General features: G+C 41.4%; 23 protein-coding genes. 7 read left to right on the top strand and 16 right to left on the bottom strand.

The window, feature by feature from the left end; genetic code table 11:
* Window positions 1-251 precede the first annotated feature (251 nt).
* The 7 genes from T546_RS0116740 to T546_RS0116705 form a co-directional block, all read right to left on the bottom strand.
* The gene (locus T546_RS0116740) at window positions 252-1,259 is read right to left on the bottom strand and encodes an ATP-binding protein (RefSeq protein ID WP_026892612.1); all 1,008 of its coding nucleotides are present in this window, start codon (window positions 1,257-1,259) and stop codon (window positions 252-254) included.
* A 36-nt stretch (window positions 1,260-1,295) separates the two neighbouring features.
* A complete protein-coding gene (locus T546_RS0116735; RefSeq protein ID WP_026892611.1) occupies window positions 1,296-2,351 on the bottom strand; it encodes a DnaD domain protein in 1,056 nt (351 codons plus the stop codon).
* A 262-nt stretch (window positions 2,352-2,613) separates the two neighbouring features.
* Window positions 2,614-3,993 carry a UDP-N-acetylmuramate--L-alanine ligase gene (gene murC / locus T546_RS0116730; protein WP_026892610.1) on the bottom strand — a complete coding sequence of 460 codons (1,380 nt, stop codon included), beginning with the start codon at window positions 3,991-3,993 and terminating at the stop codon, window positions 2,614-2,616.
* A gap of 212 nt (window positions 3,994-4,205) precedes the next feature.
* Window positions 4,206-4,997: a hypothetical protein gene (locus T546_RS0116725; RefSeq protein WP_026892609.1), complete on the bottom strand. Its 792-nt coding sequence runs from the start codon at window positions 4,995-4,997 to the stop codon at window positions 4,206-4,208.
* A gap of 186 nt (window positions 4,998-5,183) precedes the next feature.
* The gene (locus T546_RS0116720) at window positions 5,184-5,687 is read right to left on the bottom strand and encodes a QueT transporter family protein (RefSeq protein WP_026892608.1); all 504 of its coding nucleotides are present in this window, start codon (window positions 5,685-5,687) and stop codon (window positions 5,184-5,186) included.
* A 653-nt stretch (window positions 5,688-6,340) separates the two neighbouring features.
* Window positions 6,341-7,195 carry a CPBP family intramembrane glutamic endopeptidase gene (locus tag T546_RS0116710; RefSeq protein ID WP_026892607.1) on the bottom strand — a complete coding sequence of 285 codons (855 nt, stop codon included), beginning with the start codon at window positions 7,193-7,195 and terminating at the stop codon, window positions 6,341-6,343.
* A 116-nt stretch (window positions 7,196-7,311) separates the two neighbouring features.
* The gene (locus T546_RS0116705; protein ID WP_026892606.1) at window positions 7,312-8,100 is read right to left on the bottom strand and encodes an AAC(3) family N-acetyltransferase; all 789 of its coding nucleotides are present in this window, start codon (window positions 8,098-8,100) and stop codon (window positions 7,312-7,314) included.
* Between the two features lie 214 nt (window positions 8,101-8,314).
* On the opposite strand from T546_RS0116705, the gene T546_RS0116700 reads away from it, so the two are divergent.
* On the top strand, window positions 8,315-8,647 hold the full coding sequence (locus tag T546_RS0116700; RefSeq protein WP_026892605.1) for a PadR family transcriptional regulator: 333 nt from the start codon (window positions 8,315-8,317) through the stop codon (window positions 8,645-8,647).
* Complete coding sequence (locus tag T546_RS0116695) at window positions 8,631-10,082, top strand: permease prefix domain 1-containing protein (protein ID WP_408643061.1); 1,452 nt, start codon at window positions 8,631-8,633, stop codon at window positions 10,080-10,082. The genes T546_RS0116700 and T546_RS0116695 overlap by 17 nt, the downstream gene beginning before the upstream one ends.
* A gap of 59 nt (window positions 10,083-10,141) precedes the next feature.
* Here T546_RS0116695 and T546_RS25585 read toward each other — a convergent pair whose 3' ends face one another.
* From T546_RS25585 to T546_RS0116680, 4 genes are read right to left on the bottom strand one after another with little or no spacing between them, the layout of a single operon-like run.
* A complete protein-coding gene (locus T546_RS25585) occupies window positions 10,142-10,312 on the bottom strand; it encodes a hypothetical protein (RefSeq protein WP_166429830.1) in 171 nt (56 codons plus the stop codon).
* Between the two features lie 38 nt (window positions 10,313-10,350).
* Window positions 10,351-10,893 carry a DUF1697 domain-containing protein gene (locus T546_RS0116690; RefSeq protein ID WP_026892603.1) on the bottom strand — a complete coding sequence of 181 codons (543 nt, stop codon included), beginning with the start codon at window positions 10,891-10,893 and terminating at the stop codon, window positions 10,351-10,353.
* Window positions 10,894-10,932: 39 nt separating this feature from the next.
* Complete coding sequence (locus tag T546_RS0116685) at window positions 10,933-11,445, bottom strand: hypothetical protein (RefSeq protein WP_034599722.1); 513 nt, start codon at window positions 11,443-11,445, stop codon at window positions 10,933-10,935.
* A 36-nt stretch (window positions 11,446-11,481) separates the two neighbouring features.
* Window positions 11,482-11,826 carry a VOC family protein gene (locus T546_RS0116680; RefSeq protein WP_026892601.1) on the bottom strand — a complete coding sequence of 115 codons (345 nt, stop codon included), beginning with the start codon at window positions 11,824-11,826 and terminating at the stop codon, window positions 11,482-11,484.
* 204 nt (window positions 11,827-12,030) lie between these two features.
* On the opposite strand from T546_RS0116680, the gene corA reads away from it, so the two are divergent.
* The 4 genes from corA (at window position 12,031) to T546_RS0116660 (ending at window position 15,825) form a co-directional block, all read left to right on the top strand.
* Complete coding sequence (corA, locus tag T546_RS23830; RefSeq protein ID WP_051629920.1) at window positions 12,031-13,095, top strand: magnesium/cobalt transporter CorA; 1,065 nt, start codon at window positions 12,031-12,033, stop codon at window positions 13,093-13,095.
* Between the two features lie 34 nt (window positions 13,096-13,129).
* Window positions 13,130-13,819 carry a Crp/Fnr family transcriptional regulator gene (locus T546_RS0116670; RefSeq protein ID WP_026892600.1) on the top strand — a complete coding sequence of 230 codons (690 nt, stop codon included), beginning with the start codon at window positions 13,130-13,132 and terminating at the stop codon, window positions 13,817-13,819.
* A gap of 118 nt (window positions 13,820-13,937) precedes the next feature.
* Window positions 13,938-14,636 (top strand): DUF542 domain-containing protein, encoded by a 699-nt coding sequence (locus tag T546_RS0116665; RefSeq protein WP_026892599.1) that lies wholly within the window; start codon window positions 13,938-13,940, stop codon window positions 14,634-14,636.
* Between the two features lies 1 nt (window position 14,637).
* Window positions 14,638-15,825 carry an oxygen-binding di-iron domain-containing protein gene (locus T546_RS0116660; RefSeq protein WP_026892598.1) on the top strand — a complete coding sequence of 396 codons (1,188 nt, stop codon included), beginning with the start codon at window positions 14,638-14,640 and terminating at the stop codon, window positions 15,823-15,825.
* Between the two features lie 73 nt (window positions 15,826-15,898).
* Here the strand turns inward: T546_RS0116660 and T546_RS0116655 are convergent, their stop codons facing one another.
* Genes T546_RS0116655 through T546_RS0116645 form a run of 3 tightly spaced genes read right to left on the bottom strand, consistent with a single transcriptional unit; the run spans window position 15,899 to window position 21,133 of the window.
* On the bottom strand, window positions 15,899-17,782 hold the full coding sequence (locus tag T546_RS0116655) for a hypothetical protein (protein WP_026892597.1): 1,884 nt from the start codon (window positions 17,780-17,782) through the stop codon (window positions 15,899-15,901).
* Window positions 17,782-20,055 carry a glycosyltransferase family 2 protein gene (locus T546_RS23825; protein ID WP_034599718.1) on the bottom strand — a complete coding sequence of 758 codons (2,274 nt, stop codon included), beginning with the start codon at window positions 20,053-20,055 and terminating at the stop codon, window positions 17,782-17,784. The genes T546_RS0116655 and T546_RS23825 overlap by 1 nt, the downstream gene beginning before the upstream one ends.
* Window positions 20,045-21,133, bottom strand: coding sequence for a bifunctional glycosyltransferase family 2/GtrA family protein (locus T546_RS0116645; RefSeq protein ID WP_166429829.1), 1,089 nt, complete (start codon window positions 21,131-21,133; stop codon window positions 20,045-20,047). The genes T546_RS23825 and T546_RS0116645 overlap by 11 nt, the downstream gene beginning before the upstream one ends.
* Before the next feature lie 336 nt (window positions 21,134-21,469).
* On the opposite strand from T546_RS0116645, the gene T546_RS0116640 reads away from it, so the two are divergent.
* Window positions 21,470-23,149 carry a methyl-accepting chemotaxis protein gene (locus tag T546_RS0116640; RefSeq protein ID WP_026892595.1) on the top strand — a complete coding sequence of 560 codons (1,680 nt, stop codon included), beginning with the start codon at window positions 21,470-21,472 and terminating at the stop codon, window positions 23,147-23,149.
* Between the two features lie 84 nt (window positions 23,150-23,233).
* Here T546_RS0116640 and T546_RS23820 read toward each other — a convergent pair whose 3' ends face one another.
* Window positions 23,234-24,646, bottom strand: coding sequence for a cellulase family glycosylhydrolase (locus T546_RS23820; RefSeq protein WP_051629917.1), 1,413 nt, complete (start codon window positions 24,644-24,646; stop codon window positions 23,234-23,236).
* Window positions 24,647-24,943: 297 nt separating this feature from the next.
* On the bottom strand, window positions 24,944-25,879 hold the full coding sequence (locus tag T546_RS0116630) for an ABC transporter ATP-binding protein (RefSeq protein WP_026892594.1): 936 nt from the start codon (window positions 25,877-25,879) through the stop codon (window positions 24,944-24,946).
* Window positions 25,880-25,881 lie beyond the last annotated feature (2 nt).

Below are 25,881 nucleotides of genomic sequence, written 5' to 3'. Positions count from 1 at the left end.
TTTTTGTCTATTTTTTCCTGTTAAGGAAGAAGCTAGTCTGCCAGATTCTATCTCTGAAATGGTGTCTCGTTAGCTTCATATCTACTAAGCGTATCATGTGGATCTCGTGCGGCAGGGTTTACTAATGTAATTACACGCAGTTCTTATAACATAAAAAATGTGCCTTGATCCAGCTCATTAAGCTTTTTCAAGACACATCCTTCTTATGTTATAAAAACTATACCTTTGATTTCTATGATTTACTTTAAATCTCAGCCATTGCCTCGATTCACCACTCCAGCCTTCTTTTTGATTCTAATATCATCCCCATATAAAGGAATGACCGTATAACGGCTGATCAGCCTTGATGTAACTCGTTCTGTATACCGGTCCCTTAATTCATTGATGGGGTGATTGGTGGATATAATGGTGGACTTAGAGGAATTGAGCCGTTCATTGATGCAGTAAAACAGCTCTGATGAAGTAAAGCTGTTGTTAAGCTCTGTCCCCAGGTCATCGATGATTAAAAGATCACAGTCTAAAATATACTGGTACATACCTCTCATGTCGTCTTCATCGTCATAGTCAAACCGGTTTTTGGAAAATACCTCAAACAGATCATTGGCAGACAAATAGATGACCGAATAATACTGATCGATCAGCTCCTTTGCGATACAGTTGGTAAGAAAGGTTTTTCCCACACCTGTTGGACCTGTAAATAATAGGTTTCCCCGTTCTTTGGAGAACGTATGGACAAAGCTTTTGCAGGTCTCTGCTACCTGGGCCATATACTGCCTTACCGTCCGGTTTAATTGGGGAATGACTCTGGTATCATCAAAATAATCCGTGGAAAAGGTTTGAAAGTTCTCGATTGCCACGATCTGTTCAATGTTTGACTGAGCATAAAGATACCTCATCTCAGACTGGCGGAAGCAGTGGCATTTTACGCCTTCGGCATATCCGGTATCCTTACAGTCTTTACAGCGGTACTGCATCTCCATATAATCAGCGGAAAACCCTGCTGATCGTAACAGCACGGTCTTTTGCTCTCTTAAATCTGCTATCTCGCTGCGAAGCTCCTTTAAGGCATCTTTATCCCCTTCCAGAAGTCTCCTGGCACAGGCCACCGCTCTCGTGCTGATGGACTGGTCAAGCTCCCTGATTACGGGTATTCTCTCATAAACGTTTGCAATCCGTTCTTCCTGCTCATGACGGTTCTTAAACTGCTGCTGCCCGTATGCCCTCATGATGGCGTCATACTGTGAATTGCTCAGCGCCATAATTACCTCCATTCTTTTGCTGCCCTATGTAAATAACTACTGCTGCTTTGTCAGCTGCTCCAGAATCAGTGCATCGTAATCAATCTCTCTTTGAGGAAAGTTCTGAAACTGATTCTGTCCGGTCCTTGGCTTTGTTGTTGTCCCTTGTGCTGTCTGCTTCTTTCCGTTCTTTATATCTCCGCTTTTCACCCGTTCTGCATACTGCTCGTCCAGCCGTTTGATTTCTTCCATGGTACGGACTCCAGCCTTTTTCCAGCCCTCTAAGATCTTATCGGCATAGGGGAAGCTGGGGGAATGGGTGGCGGATAAGGTTCGGTTGCAGGCTTCTATCACGATCTCTCTGGTAAAGCCATAGGCAGTAAACCAGCGGTCCATAAACTCCCGCTCCAAAGATCCCGGGTTTCTGTCATTTAATCCAAATGCCCTCATAACTGCATAGGAATCCTTGGAAAATGAGACCGCACTGTTCTTTGCCTCATCAACAGTTCTGATTCCCTTTTCATGCCAGCTGATGGCAACGGTCTCTATGTATCGAATGCTTGAGTGCCCTCCCTGGACGCAGTATTCCACCACGTATTCAAGAAGCTCAGATGGCATATGAAGACCATCATAAAGATAAGCAAATACCTCGCATTCTCTCTGGGTAAATACCTTGTTCATGTACTTTTGTGCAATGTAAAGAAGCTGGGAAAAATCCTCATCTCCTGCAAGCCCGCTTATCTTCTCAGGGGAATAGGGGGTTCTTTTTGCAGCTGCCTGGGGCTTTGTCTGAACTTCAGGAACAGCTCCAGAGCAGGCAGTCTCAGAGACAGCCTTAGATGGCTCTGTCTTTGGTGGTTCTGCCTTAACGGGAATCTCCTCCGCAAGTACTCCTGCCTTTTTCCAGTATGCCAGTGCCCGTGCCACGTCTGCTTCCGTGTGGTTCAATGCATCCGCGATCATGGATATGGTCACTTCTTCCCCCTGATGACGCATGAGAAACAAATATTCTTTGATGTATTCTCCATTGGCCATGGCCATATATTCATCTATGAAATCGTTGGATATCACCGTAGCGCTGATCCTTAAACTGCTCTTTACATTCACTGACATAACCTCACCTTTTTATCATGCTCTTATCATACCACAGGTCCTTAGAAAAGAAAATAGGGGCAGTTATCCACAAAATGAATTGTGGAAACTGTGGATAATGTGGAAATCTGGTATACATAATTTGGATTTTCATTTCCAATCCTGTCGATTTGCTGATAAAACCGAGATTTTGTAAATTGTAAGACTTTAAATTATGTAAATCAAAAAATCCACATAGTTTCTTAACATAAAATGTTGAAAACTATGTGGATAATGTGGATAACTATACTCCTAACAGGTTTTCTCCCACTTTTACAATGTCTCCGGCTCCCATAGTTATCAACAAATCACCGTGTATACAATTTTCTAAAATAAATGTTTCTATTTCTTCAAAAGACGGGATGTAGTGCACTTTTACTCCCATTTTCTCGATTCTATCCGCAATATCTTTGGAGCTGATGCCCAAATTGTCGGTTTCTCTGGCCGCATAAATGTCTGCCAGGATTACCTCATCCGCTAAGGATAAGGATTCTGCAAATTCGTCTAAAAACGCCCTGGTACGTGTATAAGTATGGGGCTGGAATACAACCCAGAGTTTCTTATGTGGATAATGCTTTGCTGTTTCCAGAGTCGCTCTTATTTCCTGGGGATGGTGGGCATAATCATCAATGATGGTCACACCGGATATCTCCCCCTTCTTTTCAAAACGGCGGTTCGTTCCTGTAAAACGCTTTAGTCCTTTTTTGATCATTTCCATGGAAATACCAAGTTCAGAGCAGACGGCGGCGGCGGAGAGAGAGTTATACACATTATGCTCTCCGGAAACTCCAAGCGTTACCGTATCAACCTCTTTCCCATCCACGTAAAGCTCATAGGTAGCTCTTGCCAGTTCATCAAACCGGATATTCTTGGCCTGATATCTGCTCTCTTCGTTCTTTCCAAAGGTGATTACCTTACAGGGAAGTCCCTCTATGATGTCCTCCATATGATCAATATCTTTGTTTATCACTAATAAGCCCTTCTCCGGCAGCTTCTCTGCAAAGAGGCGGAAGGAATGGCGTATATCTTTTAAATCCTTAAAAAAGTCAAGATGGTCTGCTTCTATATTTAATATGACTGCTGTGGTAGGGTAAAAGGATAAGAAGCTATTGGTATACTCACATGCTTCTGTTACAAATAAATCCGGGCCGCCTACACGGATATTTCCGCTGATGGAATTTAAAATTCCTCCAACTGAAATAGTGGGATCTGTATCCGCACACAGGAGAACCTCTGTAATCATGGAAGTTGTAGTGGTCTTACCATGGGTGCCGGAAACAGCGATGGCATTCTCATAATTTTTCATCATCTGTCCCAGAAGCTCTGCTCTGGTCAAAATGGGAATTCCTTTTTCACTTGCTCTCATAAACTCAGGGTTATCCGGGTGAACGGCTGCTGTATATACTACCACATCAATCTCATCTGTGATGTTTTCTGCTCTCTGACCGTAAGCGACTGTTGCTCCTTTTGCCTCTAAGTGACGGGTAAGATCTGACTCATGGGCATCGGAGCCGGAGACTGTAAAGCCTTCATCCATGAGTATCTCTGCAAGCCCGCTCATGCTGATGCCGCCGATACCAATAAAATGTATTGCTTCCGGTTTATTAAAATCAATCTGATACATGTTTTTTCCATCCTTAATTTTGTATTCGGTATATCGTACTATGTTCACTTACTTTTACTGCTTTTCTTCTGGAAAGTCAACTCTTTCTTCTCTATTATATAAGAAAGCACAGAGAAAATCTACATTAGAATCCAGGACGCCATTTCTATGATATGAAAAAATGCACCTTACAGATTCTATGACCTGTAAAGTGCTATTTATGACACATATTATCAGGACCTGCCTGCTGCCAGAGGCTCCCCGTCTTCCAGAGTCGTCTTAACCACAAACGATATCATATAAATCATTTCTTTAAAGCTTCGGAAGGTCTGCTGTGATTTTCCTTCCCGCCAGTAGATCATCCCCTGCCAGGTACAGTGCTCCCGAAACATGACCTTCACGGAAAATGAAGCCTTCTGCCCTGTTTTAATTAACTCCTCTGAGGCTTCTTTGGAAATCAGTCTTCCATAGTGGATGCCAGTCACCGGATCATGACCTTCTGTTATGCTGATGTCCATGTAATTTCCCCCAAGGGGCAGTGACCAGCGTTCAAAGGCAGCCTGGCTTAAAAGACTATTAATCTCTTCTTCCCCTACTCCATCGCCTTTTTTAAGCACAGCATCGGTAACCATAATAAATTGAAGCACGCTGTCAAAGGACGCAGTTCTGTTTCCATCGTCCCAGATCATGGTTCCCTGCCAACAGGCATGGTATCGGAATCGCAGATAAATGCGAATGGTTGTTAAGGCTCCCTTTCTGTCACTCCTTTTGATTCTCTCCATCTTAGAATCCCCAGGGTCGGAACCGGGGAGGCTTCGTATCTGAAAGGTCTGCTTTGGTGCTCCCACAGAATCAAATAAATGGTCCATATTTTTGATCATCTCTGAAAAACTGCGAAACAGGACTCCATGAGAGTCTTCTCTCTGAAAGATTGCTCCCTTAATTTCCCAGTCATCGTAGGAATCCACTGCTATTGTCAGATATCGGTCTGCCTCGCTAACCACGCTCATTCTACCAATTGCCATTTTAATCACCGTCGTCCTTATAGATTATATTTATTATATACAGCTGCGGTTACATACCAGTTACATTTTTAGTTGTTCAAAAATATTTTATTACAAAATGTAACTTTTTGCAATTATTTGTAGAATGAGAACGCAAAAAACTTCCGGCCATATCCATGGAGCGGAAGTTTTTATATGGATTTCACTTTATTCTGTTATAAAACGTCCAAAGATTATGTGCTTGTAGCGGGTCAATACGCCTAAAAAAAGATTCCCAAGAACTCCAATGGCAAGAATTTCTCCCATTCCAACCGTCAACATGGCATACCAGATAAAATCCTGGGACCCGTAGGCAAAGCGTAGAACCCAAGGAATGATGATAGTATTGGCTACGATTGGGGGAATACATACCAGCCACTGATTTTTACGGAGCATATAAGAGCCAATGGCTCCAATCAGTGTAGCAAGACTTCCAAAAATCACATCAAGCAAAGCCGCACCGCATAAAAAGTTTGACAGCAGACACCCGATGAATAAACCTGGAATCGCCGCCGGGGTAAAAAAGGGGAGGATGCAGAGAATCTCTGAAATCCGAAACTGAATGGGACCGAAGCTGATGGGTGCAAAAACCATGGTCAGCACGGTATAGATGGCTGCAATGGCTGCTGAAAAAACCAAGAAATAAGTTTTCCCTGAAGATTTGTAATTCATATTCTGTTCTCCTTTAGTTTTGTTTTAGGTGTGGAAGGTCTCGAACACACCGGTCTGTTTTTGTGAAATCTCTTATAAAGTCAAGAGCTTCACGGCCTTATTACGGGTCATACTATAGCATAATAGGAGGGAAAAATCAAGTGCACGTCCTGAATTACCCACAATGGTATTTTGTAAGCTCTATTTCTAACGTTCTTTTAATTGTAAAATATGTATGTTATTAAAGGGAGAACTTTAGTTTGTAGTTCGTCTACTATTGAATACTAACGCCAGATATGCTATATTAGAATTACAAAAGGAACAACCGCCCCTACAAGGGGTTGGCCATTTAGAAGATAGAAATCCACCCTCGAACCGACCAAAGTTTACAAGGGTGGTTTTTCTATGCCTGTTTCCAGGACTTTATAGAAAAACGCTACTTACAATTTACAAAAATAAAGGTAAGTAATGCGAGCATAAACATGCCAAAGGCCATAAGGTCTTTGAAATCATATCTCATGCGCATCACCTCCCATCTATGTAGGATGGAAGGCCAACGCCCTTGCTGTGACACGATTGTTCCATATCAATATGGTAACATATCCCATTCGAATGTGCAATTAATGATTCCTATTCTAACATATCTGTATTCGCCATTGTTGAACTCACTAGACCTAAGTACGAAATGTTATCTTCTGATTCGCTCTGCTTTTTATATAAATAAAAAGCACAATTAAGAATGAAACTGTTTGAGCAATTGAAATTCGGATCACCTGCATTTCGTCGGCACCAGAGCTGGTGGCTATATGTAAAAGATTAATTATGATGTTATTAAAAAAATGATCTGCCATGGCCATCCAAAGTGACCCAGTAATTTTAGTCAGCAAACAAAACTTTACACCTGTAATTCCTGTAGTTAATATAAGCATAATTGCTGACAGTATCATTCCGGTACCCCTTATTTCTCCATCCAACAGACTGCGCAAAGGAGCTGCAATATGCCAGAAACCAAAGAATATGGAGGAAATAAAGGCTGCTTTTAGAAACGTACCTCTCTTCTCTAACATTCGAATAAAGAGTCCCCTGAAGATACCTTCTTCCATAATGACATTAATTATATTTCCCACCACGCAAAAAGTCAAAAATAACAATCCAGTTTGGATTCTCGTATTGCCATGAATTCCATAGCTAGTCACGTAGATTTGTACCTCAGGATTATTACCGTTTAACTGCTGTATCAGAATTTCAGATCCATATGCAATAAAATAAACAGCAGCACCTAAAATCAAACCATAAAGTGAATATCTAATAACCAATTTACTTGTAAATCCTATACTTGACCAGCTGAGTGAAAAATAACGCAGTGTCAAAGCTAATATTATAATTCCTGTCAGCTTATGCAGGAATGCTTCTCCAAATATACTGTAATCTGTACGAACCACCATGTATTCCATTATTCTAAACAGAAAACATATTAAATAAATAACCAAGATGCATTTTACCGGATTTTTAGTTAGCCCATCTTTCATATATATTCTCCCATAACATAAATAGAGGTTTTAGTGCCGCTTAATTTCCTAACCAATATAAATATTACCTGGATATGTCTGTCCAGGTAATAGTGTGAATGTAATTCATTTATATCTTATTTCTTCTGCCACCACTCTTCAGGAATCGTATCCAATTCTATGAGACAGTTGATCTGATGGGACAGCACGTCCTTTGTCACCTCAAAAATCCCTTTCGTTTCGCACAAGATACAGGAGGCATCTCCGAATCTTGTTTTAACTGCTGCGTTTCTATCATAGAAAGCTTGTTCCAGCTTTGTGTAATTTTCTGAAATATGGTCAGTAACTGGATTGTCATGCCGGTATACGAAGGAAGGTTTCATGTGTCCGTCTGGCATCACAATCTTGAAATAAGTAGGTTCCTTTGTCAGGCGTTCTGGTACATTTAAGTGTTCTTCCACACAGTGGATAAAGGTATTTCTTTCATGTCCTACCCCTAGAAGCAGGATTTTACCGTTTCTTTCCATAAGACGGGTATAGCAGCTGCTGGTGGAACAGGGGGTGGGTTGGTTTTCTTCCCCTTCGATAAATGCTTCACTGTCCTTGCCATACACAGCTACGCTATGGGTCGGGTGAAGAGATCTTAATACACCTTCCCTCTTCCTGAAAAGATTGGGTAAAATACCGACGCAGGCTGGCTCGATTCTTGGATCATACTCATTGTGATACTCGGACATGGAATACCAGGTATGGGTTGGTAGTATAAGAAGACCATCTGATAAGTATTCCATGAAAGCATCAAGAACCGTATCCGCTCCTCCTTCCACTTCACCAATGGATTTCATAGAAGAATGTACGAGAAGTGTGTCATCAGGCATAATTCCCATATCCTTCAAATGCTGTATTAACTCATTTTTCGTAAACATAGTAACACCTTTCTTTCCCAATTGTTTTAATAGTTATGCTGTCTATAATCATAAGGGAGCCACCGGTATTTTGCAAGGGAGGTTAATCTTTCATTTGTTTTAATTCGGCCTTTGCACCTTGACTTACCTGGATAATCTATGTATAATAACTAACATACTTAGATTATCTATGTATGTGAATCAATCAAAAATTTTAAAGAAAGGAGTCAATTCTATGGATAAACGTTATATGGCCCTTGGGACCTCCATGCTGGTTCTAAAGCTTCTAAAACAGCAAAGTATGTATGGTTACCAGATCATTCGTGAGTTGGAACAACAGAGCCAGAATGTTTTTAGACTTCAGGAGGGCACTCTCTATCCTGTCCTTCACACATTAGAACAGCAAGGAGCCGTTACCAGCTTTCAACAAACTTCGGAAAATGGCCGTCTACGTAAATATTACGCTCTCACCACAGATGGTGAAAAAATGCTGGATGAAAAGTTGAAGGAGTGGGAGATTTATCAGACTGCTATTAACCAGGTAATAGGAGGTGTTTTGTTTGAATAAAACTAGTCCTGATTCCCAGGTGACGCATTTTCTTAATGAGGTGACTGACCAGATTTCATATAAACCGTTGCACCCCTCGATCCGTCAGGAATTGGAATCTCATATTCAGGATCGTATGGAAGATTATGAATCCCAGGGGCTCACGAGAGAAGACGCGGAACGCCGATCACTTAAGGATATGGGAGATGCCCTTACAATCGGCATTGAGCTAAATGAAGCACACAAGATTCAAAAATCACCGTTGCTTCTATTTATCACAGCATTCCTGCTCCTCACGGGTTTTGTTTTCTCAAGCCTTGTAATATGGACACCAGTACAGACAGTATATGCCCTTCTTTACTATATACCAGGAGTATTTCTTCTCGTATTTATAGTATTAAAGGGATATCCTCTTTTCATTCGCTATAGAAAAAAGTTGGCAATCTTTATAGGCGTTTTATACCTCATACAAATCAGTCTATTTATGTTTTCTCTCTATGGAGGAAGACGGTTTGGTATTGTTAATACTTCTTATTTTGCCACATTACTGCTGGTCCCTGTAATTACAACCTTGCTATATTTTTTCCGGCATAGCAAAAAGAAACTTCTGGCAATCTTTGTTGGTTGTACTTATGCTTGGCTGCCTTTTATGTATACCGATTCTTGGTTTATATGGGAAATTGCTATTATCATTTTTCTTCTAAGTATATTTGGAACCGTTTGTTTTATGATTCACCGGGAAATTATGAAAGGCAGAAAAAAATACCTCTATTCTGCTGCACTGGGCCTCCTGCTATTTCTTGGCAGCCCTCTTTTATTATCAGATTCTGGCAAGCGGACGGTGGAGAACTTTCTGTTTCCCCAGAATTCAGTGAACAGAACCTTAGATGATACATACAATGCAATATTGATTCAGGAGCTGCTTTCAAGAACCCCCTTTAATCAGGGCCTGACACTTGCCCCTGAAGAAATGATGGATTATGGTACTGGTGCATGGTATTTTACCCGCATTACCTCAAAGAAACGAGGATATGATCCTAAATCAGTTAATTACAAAGTAGAGGATGTAACACTTTGGGATATCCTGCCTCAGCATTATTATAATAATTACATCATTTCTGTTTTCATTCTGATGTATGGCTGGATTGCCGGGATGCTGCTCATAGGGGTAATAGTTGCCTTTTTCTTTCTACTCTTTACAATTATTGGAAGGATTCATGGACATCTGGCCTCATCTTTGGCCTTTGCCTGCGGTCAGTGCCTGCTTTGGCAGACAGTGTTTTATCTGCTTGGGAATTTCGGCTATCAGTATTCCCAATTTCCCAATCTACCTCTGATTTCAGAAGGAAAGCTTAGTATTATTTTTAATATGCTGCTTCTTGGATTGATTTTTTCTGCCTATCGGTTTGACCATGTAATCGAAGAGCCGGTTAGTTACAAACCGATTATTTCTTGATAAATAATTCTAATTGAGCCGACAAGATTTTACTATCTTGTCGGCTCAATTATTTAATCTTAAAATAAAATCAGTTTCAAACTGCATCCGGTACTACGTCCTTCGAATTCTTCAATCATCCGTTTCATGCCCTGCCTGAAAATATCTGAATACGATTGATCGGCATAGAATTTGAGCTTTAATCCAGGTGGCCTTGATGGTATGCCATTGTCATGATCTTCAAAATCCATAAGGGAGGTTTCAGGATATTAAAAGGGTGGGTGCTGATTCATGGCTCCAGAAGCTGTAATAATTTTTTAGTAGTATTGGCATTTCTTATTGTTACACTTTGATAAGCAGATTTGCCTACAATCTTTGACCATCTTGTCCTCGAAAACGTTTGAATGGGTGCTGACCAGAAAATCACCTGCCCGTAATAACCCACTTGCTCATACTCCGGTTTCGAAAGTCCCACCAGATCTATGACCTCCTCTGCTGTGGCAGGAGGTATCACAAAGATTGCATTATGTTTTGACTGTGCATCCTGATCCCACCAGATTGGTGCGTGGGACAGAGCATCGGACAAATCCTTTTCGGATATAATCGTGACAGTTATGGACAGATTAAAATAATCTTTAATGGCCAATTCACAGTTTTTTTTAATCTCTTCTTCCATATCTATATTACTTGAAAATACAATATTACCACTGTTGATATAAGTGACTACATTTTGATATCCGAGCTCTTCAAACATCTTTTTTAATTCTGGCATTGCTATTTTATTTTTACCGCCTACATTTATGCCACGCAGCAACGCGATATAATTTCCCATCAAATTATCCTCCCGAAGCTCCTTTTTTTGATTTTCTTTCTATAGAGTATCCATTCTATTCAACCAAAATTCATCTTGTACCTTTATTAATCGCTTCATTTCCTCCAGATAGCTTTCATTCCAGTTTTGAACTGCAATCAACTCTCTTCCACATCGAAAAACGCTTCTGCCATCGGGATAAAGGTAGGTATAGCCTTCTAGGTTTCCTTTGCATCTTCCACAACCATAACATCCGGTATAACGTCCTTCGAATTCTTCAATGACCCGCTTAACGCCCTGCCTGAAAATGTCTGAATATGATTGATTGGCATAGAATTTGAGCCTTAATCCCGGTGGCCTTGATGGTATGCCATTGTCATGATCTTCAAATTTCATGATGGAGGTCTTCACTTTATTTTTTGAGAAATCTATGGAAAGATGTTTTGTTTTATTTCTTTTGGGTGTGTAGCCTAACATATCTGCATATTTTGCTAAATCCTGAAACATTAGTCTGTATGGATCAGGAACTGCATCCAGAAATTCATTTAACAAAGCCTTACTTTTTTCTCTCATAGCATACCCCCAAATGTTATTTTATTAAATTTACTCTCAAGGAAAGCTTCTAAAGGTAATTAAGTTTTGATCCGGGTCCAGAAAGCTCATATTTTTAGCTCCCCATGGCCGCATGGTTGGAGGATCAACGATTTCTATCCCCATCTTTTTTAACCGTTCATATTCCACATCAACATCATTTACCGTAAATGCAATGCAAATGTTGTGTGGGTTACCATTCCGTACCGTTCCATCATTATAAATAGTGAATGATGTTTCTTCCGTTAGAATTGCCTGATGCACAGAATCACTGCTGCCATTTTCCACCCCAAGCAATGTCTTATAAAAGTCAGACAAACGTATTACATCGCTGGTCATGAAGCATACCTCACCGATCTTCATAGTATCCTCCTTAAATCACTGCAATTTTATAAAGATATTATACTATAAAAATTCCAGCGTGCTATACTATAAACAAAAAGAAAATATAAAAACTTTAGTCTTTAAATCCCTGTCAAAAAGACTACAAGCTGATGAGAAATACCGTATTTCTATAAAAATAAATCATTGATTAATATTAAAATAAATCAAAGAAAAGAGGATGTTATGGATTCTAAGGATAGAATTCAGCCTGACCGCGCTGATAACAGAAACGAGAATACCAATTCCACCGCCAATACTGACCACATAACAATAGAAATCATAGAATACAGCCCGACAAGCTATAAAAAATATCAAAAAAGCGTCCGTGATCTGGAGCATATAAAGGCTTTAAAAAATATTCCGGAGAATTATGTAAGGTGGATTAATGTGGATGGAGTGGACGATGAGACAGCCTTAAAAGAGTTAGGAGATGCTTTTCATATCCACCCCCTTATCATAAAAAGTATCTCAAATACCAATGAGCGGGCTAAAATTGAGGAGTATAAAGATTCCTTACACGTAATCGCTAAAATGTTATATTACTCTAACAATGAACTGGTTGTGGAACAGTTAAATCTGATTTTAGGCACGAACTATGTAATTACCTTTGGAGAAACCAGGGGTGATGTGTTTGACAGCATACGAGACCACATAAGGGCGGAAGGCTCTCCTGTTCGGAATTACAGCAGTGATTATCTTATGTATTTGATTTTAGATGCCCTGACAGAGAGCTATTTTGATATTTTAGAGAACTTGCAGGAACAGATTGATACTCTTGAGGACCAGGTCATGGAGAAAACCGACCAGGATAATTTACTGGAAATCAGAAGAATTAAAAAAGAGCTTATGAAAATAAGCAAATATATCTGGCCCTTACGAGATGTGGCATCTCTTTTAGGACGGGAAGCCATGAAACTCATAAGCCCCTTCACAGAGCCTTATTTAAGAGATGTTTACAACCGCATTGTACAGGCCATTGATGCAACGGAAATCTGCCGGGATCTTCTCTCTGGTCTGGCAGACCTTCATTTATCCAATACCAGCAACCGGCTCAACGAAATCATGAAGGTCCTGACGGTTATTTCTACCATATTTATACCCCTTACCTTTATTGCCGGAATCTATGGCATGAATTTTGCCTATATGCCGGAGCTAAAGCTGCCATGGGGATATGCAGCTACCTGGGGTGTGATGCTGACCATAGCCGGCTGTATGGTCTATTACTTTAAGAAAAAGAAATGGTTTTAATTGTTCGATAAATTTGATAAGAAAGGAGAATCTTATGGCTCATGAATGCAGCTGCTGCAACCGACTATGTACGTCCAGAATCTCACTTTTTGATTCACTCTCCTTTGAGGAACAAAAGGAATTGATTACAAAGGCCCAGCACCTGGATTATGGAAAGGGTGATACCATATTTATTGAAAATGATCCGGCTGATAAAATTATGATTATCCGATATGGAAAAATAAAGATTAACCGATATTCCATGGAAGGAAAGGAATTTGTTCTGGATATCCTGGATGAAGGTGATTTCTATGGGGAGCAGAATATATTCGGCGGAAACCTTTTAGAGGCCAATGCTGTGGCCTTAGGGGACAGCGGAGTCTGCATGATTTATCTTAAGGATATCCAGGACCTGATTTTACGAAAGCCGGAAATAGGAATTAAGCTTCTTCATGTCATCGGCCACAAGCTTTCCCTGGCCAATGAACTGGTTCGTTTACTTTCAGTGAACAATGCAAAAGCAAGAATCGCAGGTTTTATTCTCTTTCGAAGCAACCGGATCAACAGCGAGACCATAGAGCTGACCAGAGAAGACATTGCTGCCTATATCAATGTGAGACGAGAGACCATCAGCCGAAAGATGGGGGAACTCTCCCGGGAAGGGGCCATTGCCTTAGAGGGGAATCGTAAGGTACGAATTTTAAAAAAAGACCTTTTAAGAGAAGCCTTTGATAACGATGTTTAATAAAAATTATAAATATTTTAAATCAAGCTCAAATAATGATTTAAATCACATTTTTCTTTTCCTAGCCGGGTTATACTAGGCTTACAAAACAGAGACGCACCGGAAAGGAAGGATAAATATGATTACACTTCAAATGAAATTAAGTGACATTGTTAAGGCTTATCCAAGAGCCGTTGATATTTTTAATGACTTTCACATTGACTATTGCTGCGGCGGCAAGGACCACCTCGAGGATGCCTTAAAGGAGCTTTCCATTGATCCCAAGAGCTTTATGGATGTGATGAATAAAAAACTGGCGGACGCTAAGAATAAAACCGGTAACGGCGAGGTTTTAAACGTAGACCAGCTTATGGAAATGGAAATACCTGATTTGATTGACTATATCATTGACACCTATCATACAAAGGAAAGAGGGCTCATTGCTGAAATAGACGGCCTGATGAACAAAGTCCTTCTTGCTCATTATGAGCATCATCAGTCTCAGCTGGTTTCCCTTCACAGCCTTTTCTCTGATTTGAAAAAAGAGCTGGAAGAACATTTTGCCAAAGAAGAAAAACTGGTTTTTCCATCTATGAAAAAGAGCTTTTCCGAAAACAAAAGCGACGGTTATGTAAAGGAGCTGGAGGATGAGCATGATGCAGCCGGAGACCTCATTAAGGAGATTACAGCCTGCACCAATGATTTTAAGGCTCCGGAAGGCACATGTGCTTCCTACTACATGCTGTTTGAGAAACTAGATGAACTGATCAAGGATATTTATAACCATATATTCACTGAAAACTCACTGTTATTTCCAAAGTATGAGGGAGGACGTTAAGATGAAGAAACTTGTAAAGAACAATGTAAACTGGGTCGGTATTATTGATTGGGAGCTGGAATCCTTCCATGGAGCAGATTACTCCATCAATCATGGCTCCAGCCAGAACGCTTATTTGATTCAAGAGGAAAAAACCGTATTGATCGATACGGTGTGGAAGCCTCATTCCACAGAGTTTGTAGATAATCTGGAAAAAGAAATCGACTTAAAAGAGATTGACTTTATTGTTGCCAACCACGGAGAGGCGGATCACAGCGGTTCTTTGCCAGCATTAATGGAAAAGATTCCGGGAACCCCTATTTACTGTACTGCCAACGGCGTTAAGTCTCTCACCGGACAGTACCATCACCCGGAATGGAATTATCAGGTGGTAAAAACCGGAGATTCCGTTGACATTGGAAATGGGAAAAAGCTTGTGTTCGTGGAAATGAAGATGCTTCACTGGCCTGACAGCATGGCAACCTACTTAACCGGAGACAATATACTCTTTTCCAATGATGCCTTTGGCCAGCATTTTGCTGTGGAAGAACTGTTTAATGACAAGGCTGACAAGTGCAGGCTTTGGGAAGAGGCTCTTAAGTATTATGCCAACATTTTGACTCCATTTTCACCTCTGGTAAAAAAGAAAGTGGAAGAAATTCAGGGGCTGAACATTCCGATTGACATCATTGCCACCAGCCATGGCGCCATCTGGAGAGAGAATGCCTTACAGATCGTTGAAAAGTACTATGAGTGGTCCCAGGATTACCAGGAGGACCAGATTACAGTGGTTTACGATACCATGTGGGATGGAACCAAGCAGCTGGCCCATAAGATCAGTGCTGAAATCGCTGAAATCTCTCCTGAGACAAGAGTAAAGATCTTTAACATTTCAAAGGCAGATAAAAATGATATTATGACGGAAGTATTTAAATCAAAGGCCATTGCCTTAGGCTCTCCAACGGTAGGAAATAATATTTTATCCTCCGTAGGCGGATGGCTTGACTTTTTAAAGGAATTAAAGTTCAGAAATAAAAAAGCGGCTGTGTTCGGCTGCTACGGCTGGAGCGGGGAAGGCACAAAGGTCCTTCGTGAAAGGCTTACCGATGCAGGCTTTTCCGTTGTGGAAGCAGAAGCCAAATGTCAGTGGAACCCAAGAGATGAGGATTTTGACAGAGCTGCCGGAATTGCTAAGGCACTGTGTGAATAACGTACGGTAGGAAACAGGAAAAGCCCTCTTTATAGAACCTAAATCAATTGGTTCTATAAAGGGGGCTTTTCTATTAGGTCTGCGGTACAAGCTCCACCTTTTTTTCAGCGCCTTCACCACCGGAAGTAATGATTTTATAAATTCCTTCTCCTCCGGTAACTCCATAATGCTTTTTCAGAAGATACTTGGCCGGAGTATCACTTTCTACCATGACCAGATAATCGTAGCCGCTTAAGAGGTTTGTCATATTGTCCTCATAGAAAGCACAGATTCCGTCCACGTGAGGTGCGTAAAGCATATATTTCCCAAGGTATTGCATGTAATAATTGGTCACCTGGCTGTCTCTGTCGGTAGCATAGAATAAATATTTGCTCTGATCCACGTCTCCTTTTTTATACCACCGGTCTCCAGTCACAGCCTTGACCTCATAGGGCAGTGTGGTCTCATACCCTTTCTGTATGGTATACATACCGTTGTATTCGGACATGAGAAGCGCCATGGACACGCCGATCACGCCAATGACTCCCTTTTGATACCGGTCCTTACTTTCCACCGTTTTAAATGCCCGGTAATCCGGTACCTCATTCATTCGGTAGTAGAAGGTATTTTCTATATCAACGGTGGCACAAAGGATCAGACCGCCTGCAAAAAGCACTACAATACTGGAAGCATACCGGTCAAAGCCTGCCAGACGAATGGCTTCATCAAGAGGCATTGAGAAGATATAAAGGGCTAAAATACCCAGATAATAGCTAATGAGTACCACATCAAGAGCAATCAATGCTTTCCATAAGTTCCATTTCTTTTTTAAGACAGTAATTGTAAATATCATGGTCAATATGACAGCCACATGAAACGCCAGAACACCCAGGGCTGGCCTGGTATTTAAATCAAGGGCTGATTTCACAAAAAGAGTTACGATATTGTTTATGTCTTCCCCGCTTTTACCTGCCGAAGCATTGTTAAGGGTATCTGCGGAAACATCGAATTTATTCTTCACTCCCTGAAAGCTCACAGCCATATGAAAGCTCCAAAGCACATAAGGAAGAAAGGAGGCCGAGATAGAGGAAAGAAGCATGATGCCTGTCTTTAACAGCGGTTTTTCTCGATTCTTAAGCCACTGGTAGACCAGAAACAAAAGCCCGATGCCTGCATAGATCGTACCTGTATTTTTCACGATCATCAAAAGTCCTGCAATGGGAACGGTACAGATGCAGGCTTTTTTCATACAATCCTTATATCGGTATGCGATTACAAATAAAACCAAGGTGTAGATGGGCAGGATAAAATCCACCAGCAGGTTATTGATACGGATGGTGATATTAAAAAAGGACAGAACCGAACAGCCGGCTCCTAAAAAGCCATAGAGAAGAAATCTCTTTTTTTCTTTAATAATGCCGAAAATCCCATAGAAGCAGGCAAATATCAAGAGTCCCTGACCAATCAGCATGACAGCCTGGGAATGACCGGCAAACCGGCAGATATAATATAGAAACGAAGTCGTTCCAAGCGGATAATTTTTAAAGTCAATTAGCTCTGAGGCCGCGGTGGGAAATGCGTTAGTACTGAGTATGACCTTTAATGCAATGGCCCAGTGGGAAAAGTTATCATAATGGGTCAATTTACTGATGCTTAATAGATAGAGGAAAAACATACTGCCTATAAAAAACATTGCCTGGAAGAAAGTGATTTTGAAGTGAATACACTCTTTTTTTAAGCATGTCTTACTCAAAAAGTAAGCAAAGGAAATCAGGCCAACGAAAAAAACAAGTATGGCACCAGGAAGTAAAAGGTTAAAAATACCTCCGATATAAACAACACAGGCTATGGAAGAAAAAACAAAGACAGGAACGAATTCCGGCAATAGCTTAAGCTTTTTCCCCACTAATTTAAAATAGCCGATCATGGAACACAGGAGCAGGATTGCCATGACAGCATGAACGATAAAACTCATCATTATTCTCCATTCTCCTCTGCACTGGTAAGGTCCATAAGGACCTGGTTGATTTGATCTTTTTTCATAAGCTGATTAATATTGACTAACTCAAGCAGCTCTTCCGTTGAATGTTTCACAAGCTTACCAGTCCTCTTAAGAACCAGCATGATACCGCTTTTTGTTTTATATAGAAAGCGGTCATCCTTACTCTCTGCTACGAAATCTACCGCGGAAAAGTATTTGTAATTAAAGCTTTTTAACCTGCAGGCTCCCCCATTTTTAAATACGATCCTTAGATCCAGAGTAATGCGGGGAAGAGCTCTTTTATCTGACACGGGCCTGCTGGTACGCATTTTCATATTTCTTATGAGGTCGTCATAGGCAGTGATCCATAAATCCATTTGCTTTGGCAAGGTATGGTTTCTGTCGTATATGACCTGCATAAACTGGCGTTTGCTCTCCTCATCGACAGGCTTTACTTCTGCCGAGTACCGCCAGCCGCCTTTATACTCCTTCACGTAAACGATTTTACCTTCCAGTTTTGCCTTATAATAAGGGGTCACTATGGTAAAATGAAAGGTTTTTTCTCCCGGTAGATAAATAGGTGTCTTAGAAGAAAAAGAGACTCCGGTATCTGATACATCTATGGTCTTCGCTTCATATTGCTTATTCCCGTCCTCAATCAAAATCGTTTCTTCTGCACCGATTCGTTCACTGAACCGGTAAGCTTTTCTACCTGACATAAAGAGTATAGCATAACAAAGGGCAACCATGTTATAGGAGATCCAAAAAATAATGACACTGCTGTAAAACAGCGCTGAACCATATTTTCCATGAACAAAACGTATCATGGCTGCCAGAGAAAGGGCCAGCAATATTACGTGGGGAAGGGCAAAAAGGATTAAGTTATATCCGGTACCATCGCCTTCCTTTTTCTTGTTGGTTACTTTAAAGGTCCTCTCATGGATATGAAGGGTCTCAAGAATAACAGGACGGATAAGATATGGCATGAAAATGGTATCGATGACCTGGCTCCATCGCTGATTTCTGATGTTTCCCGACAAATATCGCATGGAAAGGCTGTAAAAAAAATAAGCCGGCAGCCAGATGACCACCACATCCCAAAAGCTTGCATTTACAATCTGAAAATCAAAGAGGGCAAACAGGACAGGTGATATAATAAAGATCAAACGGTTAAAAAAAGACCACCAATATAAAAAGCTGTTTAAATACGTGATTCTCGCTTTAAACCTAAGCTTTTTCGTACAGATGGCATGGGTGTTCTGAAGGCTCTGGATCACACCTCTGGCCCAGCGCACTCTCTGCTTTAACATACTTTTTATGGTGGTTGTGGTAAGACCTGCAGCCAGAACTTCATCCGTTGCATAGGTGACATAGCCTGCTTTCTGGAGACGTATGCTGGTCTCTAAGTCTTCTGTAATGGTCTTTAAGGGAAATCCGCCGATTTCTTCCATACCTTCTCTTAAAATCACGGTATTGCTGCCGGTATAAGCAACGGCGTTGGAGGAATTCCGCATGATATTGACTTCTTTGGAAAAAAAATCCTGCTCGTTTGGGATATTTCCCTCCGCATATAAGTTAAACTGGAATAAATCAGGGTTATAAAAGCTTTGAGGTGTCTGGACCAGCCCCAGCTTTATGGCAGATTCCATTTCCTCCTCTCGCCGTAATCTCCAGGTGCCATCCTCTTTCTTGAACTTAGACAGGAAAAAGTAGGGGACCGTTTTCATTAAGAACATGCGCTGAGGAATCATGTCCGCATCAAAGGTGGCAATAAGGGGGGAGGAAGTATTCTTAAGGGCATTGTTGTAATTACCTGATTTTGCCTCTTTATTACCAGACAGTCCCAGATACCCGATCCCAAACTGGTCCGCCAGCTCCTTAACCTCTTTTCGGTCTCCGTCGTCGCAGAGGTAAATGTGTACCTTGCTCTTATCCGGATATTCCATGAAGGTGCAGGCATTGACGGTTTTATAAAGGATGTCGACTGGTTCATTGTGAGTGGCAATAAATACATCCACATGGGGATAATGCTCCTCAGAAACGTTAGGTCGCTCCAGCTGGAACTTATTGAGCCTCATCTTTTGATAAAAGAGCTCGAAGGTGGTAAATACGGTTATCGTCTCAGCTCCCACAAGGAGGACTCCAAATATGAGGTTAAGGATTCCTTCATGAATGGGCAGCGTAAAGAAGATACGCCAGCCTAAATACAGCGTCATGAGAATCATCGTTATGATAAAAAATATATTTCTCTTTTTCTCTTCATGGCTCATGGTTTAATCCTCTGATTGCAAATACCCAGCGAGACTGCAGCTGATAATTAAATAGAAACAGGATCACATCACAAATAATCTTTGCTGCCTTTTCATCCATATGAAGAAAGGTATGAAGCAGATAGACGCTTAAGGCAGATAACACCATATTAATAACACACAAAGCCAGATACCGGAGGAGGGAATGGGTTCCGGTATGTTCATTGCAAAACACCAGATTCTTATTTAAAAAATAATTAACACCAATGGATACCACTCTTGCCAATGCTGTGGCAGTCATTATCCTTAAAAAGTCAGCCCCCGGCAGAACACGCCGTAGCAAGTCAAAGAGGATCCAGGCGAGTCCTATATCGATGGCGGCGCAGAGAATGCTGGTGGAGATGAATTTCATAAAATCTGAGGTGATTACGGATATAATCTTAAAGCTGTCCTTTATGGGGTGAAAATGAGTGCCTCTGTTCTCATTTTCATAAATGGTCTGAATCTCAACCGGTACGATGGGTACCTTTGACCTTATACAATAGATCAAGACTCTGGTTTCATACTCAAACCGTTCCCCTAAGATTCCCCACATAAGCTCTGTCAGCATTGGTCCGAAGGCCCGTAAGCCAGTCTGAGTGTCTGGAAGGTAACGGCCAAAGAACAAGGCAAATATGGTAGAGGTCAGCCGGTTTCCCATAAGAGATTTGGCTGGTATTCCTGATTGTTTAAAATTCCGCTCTCCTAAAATAAGGCTGTCCGGATTTTTTACAGCTTCATTGGCCATACGAAACACATCCTCGGCTGCATGCTGGCCATCAGCATCTGCCGTGATGATACAGGCATAATCCGGATAGGTATCATGGATATAGTGATAACCGGTTTTAAGGGCCATTCCTTTTCCCTGATTGTATTTATGGGTAAGAACGACACAGCCCATTTCCTTCAATGTGCCGAAAATATTCTTGTGGGATTCTCCTGACCCGTCATTTACGATTACGATGTCATGCAGCCCATGTCCGTTTAATTCCTTCACATAAGATATCAGCCTGGAATCCGGTTCATAAGCGGGTATGAGAATGATTCTGTTTTTTTCCAAAATCTCCATTTTGTTATCCCATCCCATCCTCTTTATTTAGTGAATTCATATTTTATCATATCCAATTAAAAGATTAAAGTCAAAGATCGTGTTCAGTAATTAGTGGATGGAAGCAATTCGCAAATTTCCATAATTTTACATGGAAGTAAATTGTATAAATAGACCTTCATTTATTAAAATACTTAACAAATATAGTACAGTATGAGCATTGACTATTAAACTTAAAAAAATTATAATGAATCAATAAACCAGGCATGCAACTTACACTGAATCAACGTGTGATATGATACATCGTTCAGAGGCTTAAGAAGAGCATGAAACCGGGGAGGAGAACGAATGATTAACAAATTAAAAGTCAAAAAAAGATTATTAATCGCGTTTCTTATCGTAGTAATGTTTTCCGGACTTGCAGGAGTCATCGGAATCCAGCTTATCCGCACTACAGATAAAGAATACACCAGAGAGCTTCGGGATTATGGTTTTTCTCAGGGAGAGATTGGAAGTCTGGGACAAGCGTTCCAGGCACACAGAGCAACCGTTCTATACATTATTCTAGCGGATAATGAAGCGGATGCAAAAAAACAGGAAGATACGTTAAATAGTCAGATTCAATTGATTAACGAAAAGATGGAAAAGGTCAAGGAATATATGAAGACCGATTCCGAGAAAAAGCTTTATGAAGAACTGACCGAGAAGATGAAGACCTATGAGGGATTTAGAGATCAGACTGTTTCTCTCAGATCAAAATCATCAACCGAAGCCATGAAATTTTTCCGCAGCAATGCAGCACCTCTTGCGGCTGAAATCGGTACTTTAATTAACACCATGCTGACGGATAAGTCGACCGTTGGAGAGTCTATGTCTGCAAAGCTTGCAGGACAGGCGGAAGTCTTTATGGTGATTATGACGGTTATTGTTATTTCTTCCATTATAGCATCTGTTATCATCGCACTTCGGATCACAAAAGGAATCACAGATCCTCTTGATGAGCTGAAAGAAGTGGCAGACCGCATGGCCCAGGGAGAGTTAAAATGCAGCCTAAAATACCAGTCAGAGGATGAGCTTGGTAATCTGGCCGACAGCATGAGAACCATGATGTCACGAATCTCCTACTATATGGATTACATATCTGAAACCACCGGACGTATGGCTCAGGGAGATTTTAATATTCCCAATGACGCAGAAGAATTCAAAGGAGAATTCCGGCCCGTTCAGATCTCCATACAAAATCTTACCGACTCCTTAAATGATGTTATGGGAAGAATCGCAGAGTCTTCTGATCAGGTGGCTAACGGCGCAGAGCAGGTCGCAAGCAGTGCACAGGCCTTAAGCCAGGGCGCTACGGAACAGGCATCTGCCATTCAGGAGCTGGCTGCTACCATCACTGATATTTCCAATAACATTTCCCTTAACGCGGAAAATGCAAAGGAAACAAATCTCCAGGTATCAACGACTGCCACCGAGCTAGAATCCGGAAAAGCAAGAATGCAGGATTTGACCGGTGCCATGGACAATATCAGCGAAGCCTCCTCAGAGATCAGTAAAGTCATTAAGACCATTGAGGACATCGCATTCCAGACCAATATCCTGGCTCTGAATGCAGCCGTAGAGGCCGCCAGAGCGGGAGACGCGGGCAAGGGTTTTGCCGTGGTCGCTGATGAAGTAAGAAACCTGGCAAACAAGAGTCAGGAAGCCTCGAAAAATACCGCCGTTCTCATTGAACGTGCCTTAAACTCCATTGAAACAGGGAATCACATTGCCAGAGAGACTGCAGAATCCATGGACCGCATTGTACATTCCTCTCAGTCTGTGGCTGAGCTTGTCTATCGCATTTCCAGTGCTTCTGAGGAACAGGCCGACGCCGTAGCTCAGGTGACCCTTGGAATCGACCAGATCTCAAGTGTGGTACAAACCAACTCCGCTACCTCAGAGGAAAGCGCAGCTGCCAGTCAGGAAATGGCAAGCCAGGCACATATGTTAAAGACTCTGATCCAGAGATTTCAGTTAAAAATGTAAAAAAGAATAAATCTATGGTCCCTCAAAGGGATACACCGTTTCTGGTGCATCCCCTTGAGGGACCTTTTTTATCTGGCTATCTATTTATTTGTGATTATAACTCAGCAGGTAAACGGTCACTGGTTTGTCCGTAGCTCCTACATGGATGATATCAAGCAGATTTTCAAAATCTGAACCAAATGCTTTCACACAGTTGTCGTAAGAATATTTCGCATAATAATGTCCATCGATACTACCGGATTCGCTCATAGGAATTTTACACCAGTTATTACCTCCAGATAAGCTCTGGAAAATCAGTTCTACCTGATCTTTGGTGCCGCTGTATTCAATATAGAAATATCCCCCTTGTTTAATGATGGAAGGATCCAGCCTTCCGCCGTATCTTGAAGTGGGAGCTGTAACAGCCTGTGCCCAATTAGTGGCAGTGGATGAACCCTTAAAGAGGGGAGGGTTCGTATCGTCGTCATCATCATCGTCAGTGTTGCTTTTGTAAACATTTATAATAGCGTCAGCAATTCCGCCGTAGACAAAGCTTAAGGATGTGCGGTCAAAAATACCGAACATCTCAGCCCCCGTACCAAAGAGGTTATTATCCCACCAGACACAAGGCATCTTATATTTCTTTGCAAACGTCGCATAAGCTTTCGCAAATTTTTCACGGTCAGCCACATTATCCTTACCGGTTGCACCAAACTCTCCGATGACAACAGGCAGGCCTTTTTTAATAAACGTTGTATTCAACCGTTGGAAGACGGCACTTAAATCGTAATAATCGGATTCCGTCCAATTGGAATGTCCCTTGCCTTCAAAAGCAAAATCATAGGGCAGATACGCATGAATGGAAACTGCGATCATATCATCAGCAGCAAGTTTTTTCCAGATGGAAATTTTAGTGCTGTCAGAAGAAGCAGCGTAAGTCGGCATCATAATCAGTCTGGAGCTATTGTTACCACCAGTTCCACGCATAGCGGCGCGGCTGGCTTCGTTATACTCGTTCACACATTCATAAAATGCTGTATTTCCATTCCAATCCTCTTGATATCTTGGCTCATTGATGGTTTCAAAAATCAGATAGTCTCCATAGTCTTTGAAACGGTTTCCTACCTGTTTCCAGATTGCTATGAGTTCATCCTTTACCCGTTGCTTTACGGAACCGTCTGTGGAGACCATGGTCTGCAGATCATTATGGTGAACATTAATGATCACGTACATTCCATTTTCAAGACCATAATTCACAACGGTTTCTACCCGATCCATAAATTCAGTTTTAATGGTATAGTTTGATGGATTGGAATAGCTGTCGTCCCATCTCACTGGTACACGTAAGGTCTTAAATCCCTTTGCTGCAATTTTATCAATCATTTCTTTTGTGGTAGCTGGATTTCCCCAATAAGTCTCGTTGTACTCCGATTCCAGAGAATTTCCAAGGTTCCATCCCGGGCCCATATCAGCAACCAGCTGGGCTGCTGTAAGACCTCTCATTTTTGTATTAACCATTTTTATTACTTCCCTTCATTTCAATCAACCTCTATGACCAGTTGATTTTTTATTCCCGGACCTCCCTTTCTATGAAATGATTTTTTTGTTCCTCTTTGTGCCCCCTCCCTTTCTCATATGCTTCATTTCATACAAAGCATTTGTTATGAGTCCGGTTATACATCAATATGTGATGGGTCGTAATTTTATTAAAATTTGATAAAATTTAAGCAATATAAACAAATAGACCTTACCCATGGGACCTAACTTTGTGCTACACTTTTCTCATAGACAACTCACCAATCCATGGTTATCACTTTATGATTTTTTGCTCCAGCTCTTAATCTCTTCCTCTGTCCCTAATACATAATGCTGTCCCTGAATGAAGTGGCTGGTTCCTGCCTGATAATCGATTCCCATTTCCCTGTAATCATAGGATAGGGCCACCCGTTTTTTCTCCCCATTGGGATCCGGCTGTGGGATGGCAGACAGGAGCGATCTCGTGTAGGGGTGTATGGGATTTTCAAAGATTTCTTCCGTGGTCCCGGTTTCCACCAAATGTCCCAGATGAAGAACTCCGATCCGGTCAGAAATATATTTTACCATGGATAGATCATGGGCAATGAAAAGGATGGCAGACCCGGTCTGAGCCTGAATCTCTTTCATTAAATTCACCACCTGTGCCTGTATGGATACGTCAAGAGCGCTGATTGCCTCGTCTGCAATAATGAGATCCGGGTCCATAATAAGAGCTCTTGCGATTCCGATTCTCTGGCGCTGGCCTCCGGAAAACTGATGGGGATAGCGGGTGGCATGTTCCTTGGAAAGACCTACCATTTTAAGGATACTGTAAACCTTTTCTTCCCGCTCCGCCCTCGAATGGCACATACCATGGAGATCCAGCCCCTGGGCCACAATATCCAATACCTTTTTTCTTGGATTTAAGCAGGCCATGGGATCCTGAAAGATCATCTGCATCTTTGTGCGAAGGTGCTTTGTCTCTTCTCTGTCAAGGTTTCCGGAAATCGTGACTCCCTTAAATTTTACCTCTCCTGATGTGGGCTTATAAAGCCGGATCAAGGAACGGCCGATGGTGGATTTTCCGCTTCCTGATTCCCCTACCAGACCATAGGTCTCGCCCGGAAAGATTTGAAAGGAAACTCCGTCCACCGCTTTTACCTGATATTTTCTGCTCACTCTGAAATACTGCTTTAAATCGTTCACTTCCAAAAGGGGCTTTTTTTCTTCTTCCATCT

The sequence above is a fragment of the [Clostridium] aerotolerans DSM 5434 genome, assembly GCF_000687555.1.
GTDB lineage: Bacteria > Bacillota > Clostridia > Lachnospirales > Lachnospiraceae > Lacrimispora > Lacrimispora aerotolerans.
The sequence above is the reverse complement of the archived record's forward strand: the minus strand, read 5'-3'. Positions and strand labels throughout refer to the sequence as shown.